General features: G+C 55.9%; 11 protein-coding genes. 8 read left to right on the forward strand and 3 right to left on the reverse strand.

What is annotated here, in order from left to right; translation table 11 throughout:
- Positions 1-228: 228 nt before the first annotated feature.
- The 4 genes from G8764_RS00245 to G8764_RS00260 all read left to right on the forward strand — a co-directional run bounded on the left by G8764_RS00245 (position 229) and on the right by G8764_RS00260 (position 5,121).
- Positions 229-2,412 (forward strand): malate synthase G, encoded by a 2,184-nt coding sequence (locus G8764_RS00245; RefSeq protein WP_166160747.1) that lies wholly within the window; start codon positions 229-231, stop codon positions 2,410-2,412.
- A 438-nt stretch (positions 2,413-2,850) separates the two neighbouring features.
- Complete coding sequence (gene trmH, locus G8764_RS00250; RefSeq protein ID WP_166160749.1) at positions 2,851-3,537, forward strand: tRNA (guanosine(18)-2'-O)-methyltransferase TrmH; 687 nt, start codon at positions 2,851-2,853, stop codon at positions 3,535-3,537.
- A gap of 310 nt (positions 3,538-3,847) precedes the next feature.
- Complete coding sequence (locus tag G8764_RS00255; RefSeq protein ID WP_166160751.1) at positions 3,848-4,468, forward strand: DUF4823 domain-containing protein; 621 nt, start codon at positions 3,848-3,850, stop codon at positions 4,466-4,468.
- Between the two features lie 95 nt (positions 4,469-4,563).
- The gene (locus G8764_RS00260; RefSeq protein WP_166160753.1) at positions 4,564-5,121 is read left to right on the forward strand and encodes a DUF1285 domain-containing protein; all 558 of its coding nucleotides are present in this window, start codon (positions 4,564-4,566) and stop codon (positions 5,119-5,121) included.
- 142 nt (positions 5,122-5,263) lie between these two features.
- Here the strand turns inward: G8764_RS00260 and G8764_RS00265 are convergent, their stop codons facing one another.
- Entirely contained in the window at positions 5,264-6,889 is a 1,626-nt protein-coding gene (locus G8764_RS00265; protein ID WP_207951688.1) for an electron transfer flavoprotein-ubiquinone oxidoreductase, read from the reverse strand.
- Positions 6,890-7,362: 473 nt separating this feature from the next.
- Here G8764_RS00265 and G8764_RS00270 point away from each other — a divergent pair, with 473 nt between their 5' ends.
- From G8764_RS00270 to G8764_RS00285, 4 genes are all read left to right on the forward strand, one after another.
- Positions 7,363-8,112 (forward strand): electron transfer flavoprotein subunit beta/FixA family protein, encoded by a 750-nt coding sequence (locus G8764_RS00270; protein WP_166160757.1) that lies wholly within the window; start codon positions 7,363-7,365, stop codon positions 8,110-8,112.
- Positions 8,112-9,041, forward strand: coding sequence for an electron transfer flavoprotein subunit alpha/FixB family protein (locus G8764_RS00275; RefSeq protein WP_166160759.1), 930 nt, complete (start codon positions 8,112-8,114; stop codon positions 9,039-9,041). The genes G8764_RS00270 and G8764_RS00275 overlap by 1 nt, the downstream gene beginning before the upstream one ends.
- Positions 9,042-9,164: 123 nt before the next feature.
- Complete coding sequence (locus tag G8764_RS00280; RefSeq protein ID WP_166160761.1) at positions 9,165-9,365, forward strand: DUF2788 domain-containing protein; 201 nt, start codon at positions 9,165-9,167, stop codon at positions 9,363-9,365.
- A gap of 144 nt (positions 9,366-9,509) precedes the next feature.
- A complete protein-coding gene (locus tag G8764_RS00285; protein WP_166160763.1) occupies positions 9,510-11,036 on the forward strand; it encodes a sensor histidine kinase in 1,527 nt (508 codons plus the stop codon).
- 21 nt (positions 11,037-11,057) lie between these two features.
- On the opposite strand, the gene xthA is transcribed toward G8764_RS00285, so the two are convergent.
- Positions 11,058-11,870, reverse strand: coding sequence for an exodeoxyribonuclease III (gene xthA, locus G8764_RS00290; RefSeq protein WP_166160765.1), 813 nt, complete (start codon positions 11,868-11,870; stop codon positions 11,058-11,060).
- 120 nt (positions 11,871-11,990) lie between these two features.
- Entirely contained in the window at positions 11,991-14,111 is a 2,121-nt protein-coding gene (locus tag G8764_RS00295) for a carboxy terminal-processing peptidase (protein WP_166160767.1), read from the reverse strand.
- Between the last annotated feature and the right edge of the window lie 407 nt (positions 14,112-14,518).

Consider the following 14,518-nt stretch of genomic DNA (forward strand, 5'->3'; position numbering starts at 1 on the left):
GATTCTGGCCGACTGATTTACACTCCAAAACACGGTTGAGCCACATCATCGTAATTTAAATCATTCCTGCTTCGAATCATTCGTGCTTCGAATCATCCGTGCTTCTAATTATGGCTGCGTGGTATCAATGTTCGGCTCGCGCTCAGCTCGACCGATTGCGCCGGGACAGTGGTGAACTCAATCGAATACAACTCAATCGAGAACAACTAGGTAAAAGGTGAATTGTTTATGTCCAGGAGAACGACAAGGGGTAGCCTGCAAGTAGCGGACACACTCTGCCAACTGATTGAGAGCGAGATCATCCCGGGTACTGGTGTGGATGCCGGGCATTTCTGGCGCGAGTTCGAAGCCATTATCAACGATCTGGCGCCGAAAAATGCCGCCCTGCTGCAGCGCCGCGACGATCTGCAACAGCAAATTGACGCCTGGCATCGGGAAATGGCCGGGCGCCAGTTCGATGTGGCAACATACAAACAGTTTCTTACTGACATCGGTTACCTGTTACCCGAAGGGCCGTCCTTTAGCGTTACCACCACTAATGTCGACGTGGAGATCGGCCAGTTGGCCGGCCCACAGCTGGTAGTGCCGGTGAAGAATGCCCGCTTCGCCCTGAACGCGGTCAACTCCCGCTGGGGCAGCCTGTACGATGCCCTCTACGGCACCGATGCCATAGCCAGCGACGGCGGCGCCGAGCCTGGCCCGCAATACAATCCGATCCGTGGCCAGAAGGTCATCGAATTCGCTCGCCGCCATTTGGACCAGGTAGCGCCACTGCAAGAGGAGTCCCACCTGCGGGCCTGCCACTACAGTGTCGTAGACGGTGAGCTGCGGGTGAGCCTGACTGACGACGGCACCACCGGTCTGGCGCAGCCAGAGAAGTTCGTGGGCTTTAACGGCGACCCCGCGTCGCCAACCGCGATCCTGTTGCAGAACAATGGTCTGCACGTGGAGATCCAGATCGACCCGCAGAGCCCGATTGGCAAAACCGACCCGGCCGGGGTCTGCGACCTGATCGTCGAAGCCGCGCTGACCACGATTATGGACTGTGAGGACTCGGTCGCCGCCGTGGATGCGCAAGACAAGGTCGAGGTGTATCGCAACTGGCTGGGCCTGATGCAGGGCACCCTGGAAGAAGAATTTGTGAAGGGCGGCCACACAATCCGCCGCCGCATGAAGCCCGATCGTCGCTACAAAACTCCGGCCGGGCAAGAGTTGGTGTTGCCCGGTCGCAGCCTCCTGTTCGTGCGCAACGTCGGTCACCTGATGACCAATGACGCCATTCTCGACCAGCAGGGCAACGAAATCCCCGAAGGCATTATGGACGGTATGATCACCGCTTTGGCGGCCATACACGATCTGCGTGGCAACGGCCGCCGCGGCAACTCGCGCGCTGGCAGCGTCAATATTGTCAAGCCGAAGATGCACGGCCCGGAAGAGGTCGCGTTCACCGTTGAACTGTTCGGGCGCATAGAAGATGCCCTCGGCCTGGAACGCAACACCCTGAAAATCGGCATTATGGACGAGGAGCGCCGCACCACCGTCAACCTCAAGGAGTGCATCAGGGCCGCGTCGGAGCGCACCGTGTTTATCAACACCGGCTTCCTTGACCGCACCGGGGATGAGATCCACACCTCCATGCTGGCGGGCCCGTTTGTGCCCAAGACCGCCATGAAGAAGCAGAAGTGGATCAATGCCTACGAAGACTGGAATGTCGACATCGGCATCGAGTGCGGACTACCGGGTAAGGCTCAGATAGGTAAAGGTATGTGGGCCATGCCTGATGAAATGGCGGCCATGCTGGAACAGAAAATCGGTCACCCGAAAGCCGGTGCTAACACCGCCTGGGTACCGTCACCCAACGGCGCGGTGCTGCACAGCATTCACTACCACCAGATCAATGTCGCCGCCCGACAGAAGGAATTGGCGGAGCGTCCGCGCGCCAGTCTCGACGATATTCTCAGTATTCCGCTGCTGGGCAAAGATGAAACCCTGAGTGCGGAACAAATCCAGTTTGAACTGGACAATAACGCGCAGGGCATTTTGGGTTACGTGGTGCGCTGGATCGATGCCGGAGTAGGGTGCTCGAAAGTGCCGGACATCAATAACGTGGGTTTGATGGAGGATCGCGCCACCCTGCGCATTTCCTCCCAACACCTGGCCAACTGGATTGAGCACGGCATTTGCACCGAGGAGCAGGTACTGGCCGCACTCAAGCGGATGGCGGAAGTGGTGGACCGGCAAAACGCCGCCGATCCAACCTACCAGCCCATGGCTCCAGGCTTCGACGGGATTGCCTTCCAGGCGGCCTGCGACCTGGTGTTCAAGGGCAAGGAGCAGCCATCCGGCTATACCGAGCCCCTGTTGCACGCCCGGCGCCGGGAGCGGAAAGCCCAACTGCAAGGCCGCTTCTGATACCCAACGGTCAACCGCCGCCGAACCGACTTTGGCTTCGGCGGCGGCGATTTACTGCACGATTTCGTGACATTTGAATGACAGCGAAGTGAAGTCTTCGTGACTGCAACCCCTCGACGGTTAAGAGATACTAACGCTTTATGCACACCAAATGTGCACGCGGAAAAATGTCAGGGAAAGCAACAAAAATATTTTCAAATTTCTTTTTCAAAGCTATTGACCTTTATAACTTATTGAAAAATAAAGATATATTCTGATTGGTTAAAAATTGATCAGTTTGAAGAAGGGGCCATAGCCTGTGGGCTTTGCGCTTTTTACCATGAGTTATTCACGAGGTTATCCACAGATTCTGTGGAAAACGTTCAGGTTAATTTTTTGTGATAAAAATTTTACGGTCGTTATAATCGCCGCTGCCATTTATAACAGCGGAACACGCCTATGACACCCGCAAGATATGCAACCATCTGCCGGGTCCTGCAGCAACGTCAACCAGATCTCACGGTGATCGCCGACGAAGTTCACAAGGGGCGCAACTTGTCAGCCATAGTGCGCACTTGCGATGCGGTTGGCATACCGCGCTTTCACAGTGTCCAGCCCGCCTTGGGTTTTCGGCCGTTCCGTGGCACGGCGCTTGGCAGTCACAAGTGGGTAGAAACTACCCTGCATGACACTATTGGTGCCGGCATTAGCCAGCTCAAGGCCGAAGGCTTTGCCATAGTTGCTGCCAACCTGTCCAACCGGGCCATAGACTTCCGCGAGTTTGATTACACCCGGCCGACGGCGCTGTTGCTCGGCACGGAAAAGCAGGGGGTCAGTGCGGAGGCGCTACGGAGTGCCGATGCGGAAGTATCCATTCCCATGATGGGCATGGTCGAGTCGTTTAACGTCTCCGTTGCCTGCGCCATCATCCTTACCGAAGCCCAGCGCCAAAGACAGGCGGCCGGGCTCTACGACCAATGCCGGCTGCCGGCGCCGGAATACCAGGCTAAACTGTTTCAGTGGTGCCAGCCGGTAATCAGCAAATATTGCGACGACAACGGCCTCGAGTATCCACCCCTGGACGACACCGGCGAGGTGATTGACCCGGCGGCCTGGTATCGCTCTGTGCGGGCGCAGGGGGGCTAGGAGCTCTTGTTGAAGGGGGGCGCAGGGGAAGTTGACCAAGGCGTGGGCCGAGCCTGCTTGGCGAGACCCTGAGCGGCTGGGGTAGTGAGTCGTCCGTAAGGAGAGGGTCATAGCGTTAAAGTCCCGGCCGCCCGGGCCGACAGCTAACTAGTGGCCGACCGGAAACTACGAATTTGCCAATATACCGTCTTTGTCGCGCAGGCGGCGGTACGGCGTTTTGGCAGCCATAGATTTCAACCGGTTTCTGGATCCCCGCCTGTGCCGGGATGACTTCGAGGTCCAACTACTACAAATGACAGGTGACAGACCGGTGACCCACTCCAAAACTTCCAACTACCCTCGACGCATTGGCTTCAGCCTGCTGTCTTGCCTCTGGCTCTGTTTACCATTGGCCTGCGGTACCCTGGACCCCGCAGCCGAGACCTTCGCCGTCAAGGTCGAGCAAACCACGCGGCGTCAGTGGGTTATCTCGGAGCGCTCGGTGCTGCTGGTTATGCCCGCGCAGGGGCAGGACTTGAGTAGCCGGCAGGGGTTTCAATTACAACAGCAACTGCAACAGGCACTGGCGCAAGTATTCGCCGAGGTGGGCCTGGTGGTAGAGACTGCCGCTAGCGTCACAACTGCAACCTTGCCCGATGGCCGGGCACCTCATTATTACGTAGTGCCACAACTGCTGCGGCGCAACGACCGCACCGGTAGCCTCGCTGAGCTGGTGGACTTGGACGCCCCGCACGATCTCGGCCGGGATGATGTTGCGGTGAAATTGTTGCTTTATGCGGCGCGCGGCGACGAGCTGCTGGACAGCACCATCATTCAGGCCAGCAACCGCTGGTTCAGCCTCGGTCGACAGACTCCGGACAATTTGCTACAGCAAGCTTTCCGCAACTACGCCATGCAGTTGAGCGCGCCGGGTTCTGCCTACCGGCAATAAGTGGGATAATGTTTTTGTAATTCAAGGAACTGTCCTGCTGCAACCAGCGGGATAGAGCCACACCATTTCTTGTCCCAGCCTTGAGCGGAGTCCAAATGAGCGCCAGCGCCGATACCCTGTTCGAATCCCTGCGCTCATTGCAGGCCGAATACGAACACAGCCTGCCACCGGTGGAACAGTGGCATCCGCAGTTGAGTGGCGACTTCGACATGCGCATCGACCGGGAGGGCAAATGGTTCCACGAGGGAGGGCAGTTGACCCGGCCCGCCATGGTGAAGATGTTTGCGTCGATTTTAAAGCGGGAAGGGGACGAGTATTTCCTGGTCACACCGGTGGAAAAGTGGCGCATCAAAGTCGACGAGGCCCCGTTTGTCTTTGTCGCCCTGCGCACCGAGCAGGAGGCGGGAGTCGAGGCGGTGGTACTGACCACCAATATCGGCAACGAGGTGCTGATTGGCCCCGAGCATCCGCTGTGGGTGGAGCAGACCGCCGCGGGAGAGCCCCGACCGATGGCGCTGGTACACCACAACTTACCCGGCCTGCTCAACCGCAACGTGTTCTATCAGTTGGTGGACTTGTGCGAGGTGGATGCCAACAACGAGCTGGTATTCACCAGTTGCGGGGAGCGCTACAGCATCGGATCTGCCGGGTAGTTTTTTTAATTCGGTTGCAGGCAGGCGCCACGAAAAAAACCAGGCGAGAAACCTGGTTTTTTTCGTGGCCTGGCCAGCTGGAGCCGGTCCACAAACGCTGCTTTCAGTCATCCCCGCGCAGGCGGGGATTTAGTAACCGAGACTACATATTGGGGTAGTTCGGCCCGCCAGCGCCCTCCGGCACTACCCAGTTAATGTTCTGGGTCGGATCCTTGATGTCACAGGTTTTGCAGTGCACACAGTTCTGGGCATTGATCTGGAACTTGCTGCTGCCATCAGCATCTTCCACCACTTCGTAGACGCCGGCAGGGCAGTAGCGCTGGGCCGGCTCGTTATAGAGCGGCAGGTTGTGGCTGATCGGCACACTCGGATCTTTCAGGGTCAAGTGGCAGGGCTGGTCCTCTTCGTGGTTGGTGTTGGAGAGGAACACCGAGGTCAGCTTGTCAAAGCTCAGCTTGCCATCGGGCTTGGGGTATTTGATCGGGGCGAAGTCAGCCGCCGGCTTCATCTGGGCGTGATCGGGGATCGGATCAGACAGCGTCCAGGGCACATTGCCATTGAAAATATTGATATCGATAAAGGCATACGCGGAGCCAATGATGTTGCCCCATTTGTGCTGGGCCGGGCCAAAATTACGCTGCGCCCAAAGCTCCTTGTAGGCCCAGGAGTTTTTGTAGGCTTCACCGTATTCCACCAGCTCGTCGTTGGCGCGCTCGGCCTTAAGCGCCTCAACCACGCATTCGGCCGCTACCATACCGGACTTCATTGCCGTGTGATTACCCTTGATCTTGGCAAAGTTCAGGGTGCCGGCGTCGTCGCCGACCAGCAGGCCGCCGGGGAAGTGCATCTTCGGCTGCGATTGAATGCCACCCTTGGCGATGGCGCGGGCACCGTAGCACAGGCGCTCACCACCCTCGAGGTACTGCTTGACCACCGGGTGGTGCTTGTAGCGTTGAAACTCATCGAAGGGGCTGAGGTGGGGGTTGCTGTAGGACAGGTCGGTAATGAGACCACAGACCACCTGGCTGTCTTCGATGTGGTAGAGGAAGCTGCCGCCAGCGGCGCCGTTCTCGGCCAGCGGCCAGCCGGCGGTATGAACCACTAACCCTTGCTGGTGTTGTTCGGGTGGGACCTTCCAGATTTCCTTGATACCGATGCCGTAATGCTGGGGCTCCTTGCCCGCCGCCAGGTCGAACTTGGCGATCAACTGCTTGCCCAGGTGTCCGCGACAGCCCTCGGCAAAAATTGTGTACTTGCCGTGCAACTCCATGCCCTGGGTGTAGGTGTCCTTGTGTTCACCGTTGACGCCGACGCCCATGTCGCCAGTGGCAATGCCCTTGACGCTGCCATCATCGTTGTAGAGCACCTCGGAGGCAGCAAAACAGGGATATACCTCGACCCCCAGCGCCTCGGCCTGCTCGGCCAGCCAGCGGCACAAGTTGCCCAGGCTGATAATGTAATTGCCGTGGTTGTGCATGGTCTTGGGCACAAACAGGTTAGGTACCTTCTGGGCTTTCTCGGCGTTTTTTAGCACATAAATGTCGTCGCCTTTAACTTCCGTGTGCAGGGGGGCGCCTTTTTCTTTCCAGTCCGGGAAGAGTTCGTTGAGCGCCTTTGGCTCGAATACAGCACCGGAGAGAATGTGTGCTCCCACTTCAGAGCCTTTTTCAACCACACAGACGCTGATCTCTTCGTTTAACTGGCGGATGCGACATGCGGCGGCAAGACCTGACGGCCCCGCACCGACTATGACGACATCGTACTCCATCGATTCTCTTTCCACAGACTTCACTCCCGGTCGTTTATAAATTTTGTTGCTGAATGGACGCCTGGGCACCTCTCGGGCCTGCACAAACTGCGCCAGCAGCTATTGTAAGCCGATAATTATATAGCCCGGCGCAGCTCAGACCAATGGCGAATTAATGCTATCTCAAGAAATATGCTTGCTTACTACCTGTTTTTTTGTCGGCGCTGTGAATGCGGCCTAATCTGTGTATTAAGGCTGTCATTTCGGACGTTGCCTTTTGTGGCGAGGGTGTGCTAGAGCCCAGTAATAATGGGCTATAGAGCGCTTTGGGGCTTGATTTTAGGGGGTGGAAGGGTCAGTATATTCGCCGCTCATAAAGACCGATTGTGCTCTGATTTGCAGAGCCAGGTCAGGCTTCCGAGCCATGGAAACACTGGTGTACGCTCCAGGTTGTTGCCAGGTTCTAACCCTCAACTAAAGCGAATGGGATATCCATGAAGATTCTTGTTGCAGTGAAACGCGTTGTTGACTACAACGTAAAAGTCCGTCCCAAGTCTGACGGTACTGACGTTGACATAGCGAATGCCAAAATGTCAATAAACCCTTTTTGTGAAATTGCCGTTGAAGAGGCAGTGCGCCTGAAAGAGAAAGGCGTGGCCACTGAGATCGTGGCAGTTTCTATGGGGCCAAAGCAATGCCAGGAGCAGATAAGAACCGCCATGGCGCTGGGAGCCGATCGCGGCATCCTGGTAGAAACCGACACTGCACTCGAACCCCTGGCTGTCGCCAAGTGCCTGAAAGCAATCGTTGATAAAGAAGCTCCCGATTTGATCATTCTCGGCAAGCAGTCTATCGATGGTGACAACAACCAGACTGGCCAGATGCTGGCTGCACTGGCAGGCCTGCCCCAGGGCACATTTGCCTCCGAAGTAGTCGTCGCCGACGGCAAAGCCAAGGTGACTCGCGAAGTTGACGGCGGCCTACAGACTGTTGACCTGACCCTGCCGGCCATCGTTACTACCGACCTGCGCCTGAACGAGCCGCGTTACGCTTCCCTGCCAAACATCATGAAAGCCAAGAAGAAGCCGCTGGATATCACCAACCCGGCTGATCTGGGTGTCGATGCAGCGCCACGCGTCAAGACCTTGAAAGTCGAGCCACCGGCAGAGCGTAAGGCCGGCATCAAAGTGGCTGATATCGATGCCCTGGTAGACAAACTGAAGAACGAGGCGAAGGTAATATAATGAGTATTCTAGTTATTGCGGAACACGACAATGCCAGCCTGAAGGGCGCTACCCTTAATGTCGTAGCGGCAGCCAAGGCTATTGGTGGCGACATCACCATTCTGGTGGCTGGTGCAGATTGCGGCGGTGCCGCCGAAGCGGCTGCCAAAGTGGACGGTGTCAGCAAGGTGCTGGTGGCTGACAACGCCGCCTACGGCCATCAGTTGGCTGAGAACGTGGCCCTGCTGGTTGCAGAAATTGGCAAGAATTACACCCATATCCTGGCACCATCCACTTCCAACGGTAAAAACATTGCCCCCCGTGCTGCAGCACTGCTGGACAGCCAGGCCATCTCTGACATCAGCAGCGTCGAAAGTGCTGACACCTTCAAGCGTCCTGTTTACGCCGGCAACGTGATTGCAACCGTTCAGAGTTCCGACGCCATCAAGGTTCTCACTGTACGCGGCACTGCATTTGATGCAGTTGCGGCAGAAGGTGGCTCGGCAACTATCGAGCCGCTGGGCACTGCTACCGACGCCGGCGTTTCTACCTTTGTTGGCGAAGAACTGGCGAAAAGTGACCGTCCTGAGCTGACTGCAGCGAAAATCGTTGTATCCGGTGGTCGCGGCATGCAGAATGGCGAAAATTTTGAGATGCTCTACAAAGTGGCCGACAAGCTGGGTGCTGCTGTTGGTGCATCCCGTGCCGCGGTTGATGCCGGTTTCGTTCCCAACGATATGCAAGTGGGTCAAACCGGTAAAATTGTTGCCCCGGATCTGTACATTGCGGTTGGTATATCCGGTGCCATCCAGCATTTGGCGGGCATGAAAGACAGTAAAGTCATTGTTGCCATCAACAAAGACGAAGAGGCTCCGATCTTCCAGGTGGCCGATTACGGTTTGGTCGCGGATCTGTTCAGCGCCGTCCCGGAACTTGAAAGCAAGCTGTAATCCGTCTATCGGAGCAACCTTTTCAAGTACAATAAAAAGACCGGCAACTTGCCGGTCTTTTTGTTTTTCCAGTACTCTTGGTACTATTCATTCACCATCGGCAGCGGGTAGCAGAGCTGAAAAATGGATATAGAAGTCTTTGAAAAGTGGTCCCTAGTCATTGGGGTCGGCGGCCTGATCGCCTTTATGACGTTTATTATGTGGGACCTGGCCAAGCAGTCGAAAGCGGGGCGCTTTGGCACATTTATCCTGTTTGTTGCCCTCGGGCTGGGGTTGCTGGGTTTCATCATCAAAACCGTGCTGGTGGAAGTTGTTGACAAATAACCTCAAAAAGCTTCGCTAGCACTTTGTTTTTCTAATACTTTATTTGCTTTTTCGAGCCACTGCGCCGCACCTCACACGGCAGCGCGCCTGGCGTTATCGCACTCTTGATTGGCCATTGGCCAGGAATCATCAACAGGTAAACGAATGCTGTTCAAGCCAGAGAGCAAGGTACAAAAAGACCGTGTCATTATGCGGGAAACCGATACCCGCATGGCGAAATACAGCCGCCGCGGCCTGATCGTAAACTTCCTCGCTTACTTGCTTTGCTTTTCCCTGGGGGATATTCACATTGTCGCCCCCACCACTGCGGTAGTCCTCACCGCCGGGCTCATTATTACCCTGCTGATCCGCGCCTATATCCTGATTCGCTTTGAAACCATTTATTCCCGCGGCCCGTCCCGCTGGCGCAGCCTGTTTTTTATTGTCACCCTGATCGGGGCCGCCTGGTGGAGCGCTATTCTCGTCACCCTGACCCTGGTGTTGGGCATGGTTAGCGAGACGCCGATTCTCTGGCTCTACACCGTTATTTTCTTCTCCACCACCATCCAGGTCACGGCGCCATTTCGCGAATTCAGCCGTATCTACCTCGCGGTAGCGTTGTTTCCGCCAGCCCTGGCAGCCTTTTACAGCGGGGGCTTCGACGGTTATATGTACGGCCTGATGATGGTGGTATTTATTCTCTCGCTGGACCACCAGGCGGAAATGCTGAGCACCACTCACTGGCAGCGCCTGGCCAGTAACCTGGAGCTGAAACAAAAGGCGCGCGCGCTCCAGATCGAACAAAACAAGATCAATGCCTCGGTTGAGCTAAACACCCAGTTTCTCAAAAGCCTGTGGCGGGAGCTGGAACAAACCTGGCAGGTTTTAAGTGATAAAGTGCCGCGCGAGCAAGTGCCTGACGAGAGGGCGCCAGGAGAAGGCCCGGCAGAAACCGACAGCGGTCGTCCTGATGGTGCACAGCTGCTCTCTACGACAGAGTCGACAACGGAGGCAGAGACAACAGAGGCAGAGGTAAACGAGGCAGAGGTGGGGGCCACAGCCTCCACAGCAGAAGTTGCTGCGGCCCTGGAAACGCAAAAACTGTTACTGCGCAATCTCGATATGTTCACCCACATCAATACCCACCAGGTGGATACTGAGGTGGTGGTGTTTCCGCTGCGAGCGTCCCTGGAGCGCTGGGTCGACGAATTCCAGCCCGACGCCTACGAACACGACATAGAGCTCAACTACCGCATTTACCCCGAGTGTCCGGAGGCGGTGAAAGGTGACCCCAAGCTGATCGCGCGGATTTTCGCCAACTTACTCGGCAATGCCATTAAGTATTCGGGCAAGGGAGAGATCTTTATCGACTTTGATTTTCGCGTTTGCAACGACGACATTGGCCAACTGGAAATTACCATTGTCGACCGCTGCGCGAAAGCCGGTGTCGAGGGCACAGTTGATCTGGATAAAGTTTTGTCGGCTACGCGCTTTAGCGGTTTGTGGTTTCCCATCTGCAAATCCCTGGCGGAATTCCTCGGCGGCACCATTGAGGCCAACTACGACAAGGAAAACTACAAAGAGATGCGTTACATGTTTCGCCTCCCAGTGACCCTGGTCAGCAGCGAAGAAGAGCCTGCCACCGATGCGACAACGGCAGAGCCGTCACAGAAAAACCTGCAGGACAGCTAACAGCTATCCTGCTGCCCGGCGCTAGACAAACTCGCTCCACACCGGCGCGTGATCCGATGGCTTGTCCATGCCGCGGATGGCATAGTCTGCCCCGGCATCGCTGCAGCGAGATTGCAGGCAGGGCGTCGCCATGATCAGGTCGATGCGCAGCCCCCTTTTCGGCTCGCGCTCAAAGCCTTTGCTGCGATAATCAAACCAGCTAAAGGTCTGGGCTTCATCGGGGTAAATCTCGCGAAAACTGTCCGTCAGACCCCATTCCTGCAAGCGCGCCAGCCACTGGCGCTCCTCTGGCTGGAAGCTGCATTTACCGGTTTTTAACCAGCGTTTGCGGTTGTCTTCGCCGATACCGATATCCAGGTCGGTGGGTGAAATATTCATATCACCCATCACGATCAACTGCTGCTGCGGCGAACAGTTGCGCTCGAGGTACTGGTTCAATGACGCGTAAAATGCGCGTTTATTGGGAAACTTGACCGGGTGTTCGATGTTTTCACCCTGGGGAAAGTAGCCATTGATGACGGTGATCTCGCCGCCCAGCGGCGAGGTAAAGCAGCCGGCAATAAAGCGCTTCTGCGCCTCTTCTCCATCCCCGGGAAAACCCTTGTCGATGCTCAGCGGCGCCTGCCTGGAGAGCAGGGCCACCCCGTAGTGGGTCTTCTGGCCAGTGAAGTTGGCGTGGTATCCCAGCGCCTGGATTTCTTCGAGCGGAAAGTCGTCGTCCTGGACCTTGGTTTCCTGCAGGCCGATAAATTCCGGAGAGTACTTGTCGATAACTGCGCGCAACTGATGCATGCGCATGCGAATACTGTTGACGTTGAAGGAGACAACCCTCATAGATAAAACTCTTTTTGCTGAATAGTGAGTCTCCCGCAGATGGGAGAGCAGATTGAAATAAACGGGATTAATTGCAGCATCCCCCACGGGCGCGGGGGATGCAGCAAACAGTCAGTGCGACTAGAAGTTGGCCACTTTGTTGGGGCTCTGCTTGGGCAGCAAGTTGATCAAGTCAATCAGGATATAACCGGCTTCGGCCAGGTAGGTATCGTTGTCAGTGTTCAGCTCGTTGCTGGCAGTCGCCGCATCCACCCGCGCCTGATTTTCCTGGGCGCTGTCCTTTTCCCACTCTTCCACGGAGGCATAGGGCTCTTGCCCCTTGGCCTGGCGGCGCTCATTTTCAAAGGTCAATGAAAGCGTTTTGAGGTCTTTCTGCTCCTGCAGTCGGACCGCTTCATTCAGGGACAATTGCTTTTTCAGTTTGCGCTGTTGCAGTTGCTCGACCTGGCGCCCGAGGTAGATAAAGTCAGGATCCTTGGCCTTGCGCTGCAGGTGCTTCTGCTTGATCTGGTCGAGAATGGGGTCAAAGTTGTAGTACAGCTCGTGGGGCACGGCGTGAATCTGGTCCCAGGGCAGGGCGGTATCGTAGGAGCTTTCACCAACTTCGGCGGAATCGATCAGGAAGGGGAACTCAACGTCCGGAATCACCCCGCGGTGCTGGGTACTTTCACCAGACACCCGGTAAAACTTGGACTCGGTTATTTTTAACTGGCCGGTGTGAACCGGGGTCAGCGACTGTACCGTGCCCTTGCCAAATGACTGGCTGCCGACAATCAGGCCGCGGTGGTAGTCCTGGATGGCGCCGGCAAAAATCTCCGAGGCCGAGGCGCTCAAACGGTTAGTCAGCACCACCATGGGGCCGCGGTACATGGCGCGGCGGCGAGAGCGGTAGTGGCGTGAAATGGTCTGGCTGGTTTGGCGAATCTGCACCACCGGCCCCTGATCGATAAACAGGTCGGTAAGGGTGGTCGCCTCAGGCAGGGAGCCGCCGCCGTTATTACGCAGGTCGACGATCAGTCCGTCGATATCCTCCAGGGACAGCTCCTTGAGCAGCTTCATTACATCCCGGGTGGCACTTTTAAAATCCGGGTCGCGGCGCCGGTAGGCGTCGTAATCAATATAGAAGGCCGGCAGGTTGATAACGCCCAGCTTGTAAACTGACTCGCCGTCGCTCAATTCGATAATACCTTTTTTGGCGGCTTGCTCCTCCAGTTTGACCTTGGCGCGGCTGATGCTGATCTCCTTGCGCACGCTCTCATCGGCGGCTCCCGCCGGAATCACGCTTAGGCGCACGATGGTGTCTTTGGGGCCGCGAATCAGCTTGACCACGTCGTCCAGGCGCCAGCCAACCACGTCCACCATTTCACCGTCCTTACCCTGGCCTACCGCCACAATGCGATCCGCCGGTTGCAGTTCACCCTGCTTGGCAGCCGGACCTGCAGTGACCAGACGCACCACCTTGGTAAATTCATCTTCGCCCTGCAGCACCGCACCGATGCCCTCAAGTGACAATGACATGGAAATATTGAAGTTTTCTTCCGTGCGCGGTGACAGATAGTTGGTGTGGGGATCGTAGAGCAAGGTGAGGGCGTTAATCAGGCTCTCAAACACATCGTCGGCGTCCTGCTGCTCTAAACGGGTAAGCTGGGCCTGGTAGCGCTTGAGCAAAACCTCCTTGGCTTCCTCCACGGTTTTACCGCTCAATTTCAGGCTCAGGATGCTCGACTTGACCCGCTTGCGCCACCAGTCGCGCGCCTCGGCGTCACTCTCAGCCCAGACCATGTCGTCTTCATCCAGGGGAATGTACTCATCCACGGTGAAGTCGAAATCAAAGCCGTCTTCCTTTTTAAGATTGTCGATCACCCAATCCAGACGGTCATTTGCGCGGCTGTAAAAAGTGACAAAAATATCGTAGCCAGGATTGAGGTCACCCTTGTTAAGGGCGTCGTCCATTTTGGTGGCATACTCTTTTCGGAAGCGTTTGATATCAGCGTGCAGGAAGAAGGCCTTGACCGGATCGAGGCTGTCGATGTAGTGATCCAGCATTTCGGCTGACAACTCGTCGTTAAACGGCTGGTTGCGGTAGTGGCGGCTGGACAGCTTGCTGATGATATCAACCGCTGTTTTTGACTGGTCGGCGCTAAAATTAAAATCAACTGTCTTGGCCAGGCCGGCAGTAGAAAAGAGTGTGATACTGACCAGTGACAGGGCAAAAAGCAGACTTTGAAACAGTTTGGACATAAAGGGTCTCGCCAGGTGCAAAATTGCGGCTAAATTAACGGCTAACTAATGGGGCAACTATATCACAGTGAGGCCTGTTTGTGCTGCCCAGCCCAGGATTCGAAAACGCAGCTAAAAGACTGTAAAAACAATAAATTAACGGAAGAATTTCGAGTGAACTATATTTTCCGGTGGGCACATCGCCCTGCCGATTGGCAGCGCAGTTACCCCGCCAGATTTTTAGATGCTCTCCCGGTTGTTTGGTTCACCCTGCAAAGTAGCATTCGATAACGCGATTCCATCGCTTATCCCTGAGAGACTCCATGTCATAAATCCGCTGTAAACGGCGTGACTTCGAATAATATGACTCAATAGTCGTTTAATCGTAATTTATTAACTTAAATAGCCTTTAAAGGCATATAATTTTT

Origin of the sequence: Pseudomaricurvus alcaniphilus (assembly GCF_011440395.1) — a bacterium.
Classification (GTDB): domain Bacteria; phylum Pseudomonadota; class Gammaproteobacteria; order Pseudomonadales; family Cellvibrionaceae; genus Pseudomaricurvus; species Pseudomaricurvus alcaniphilus.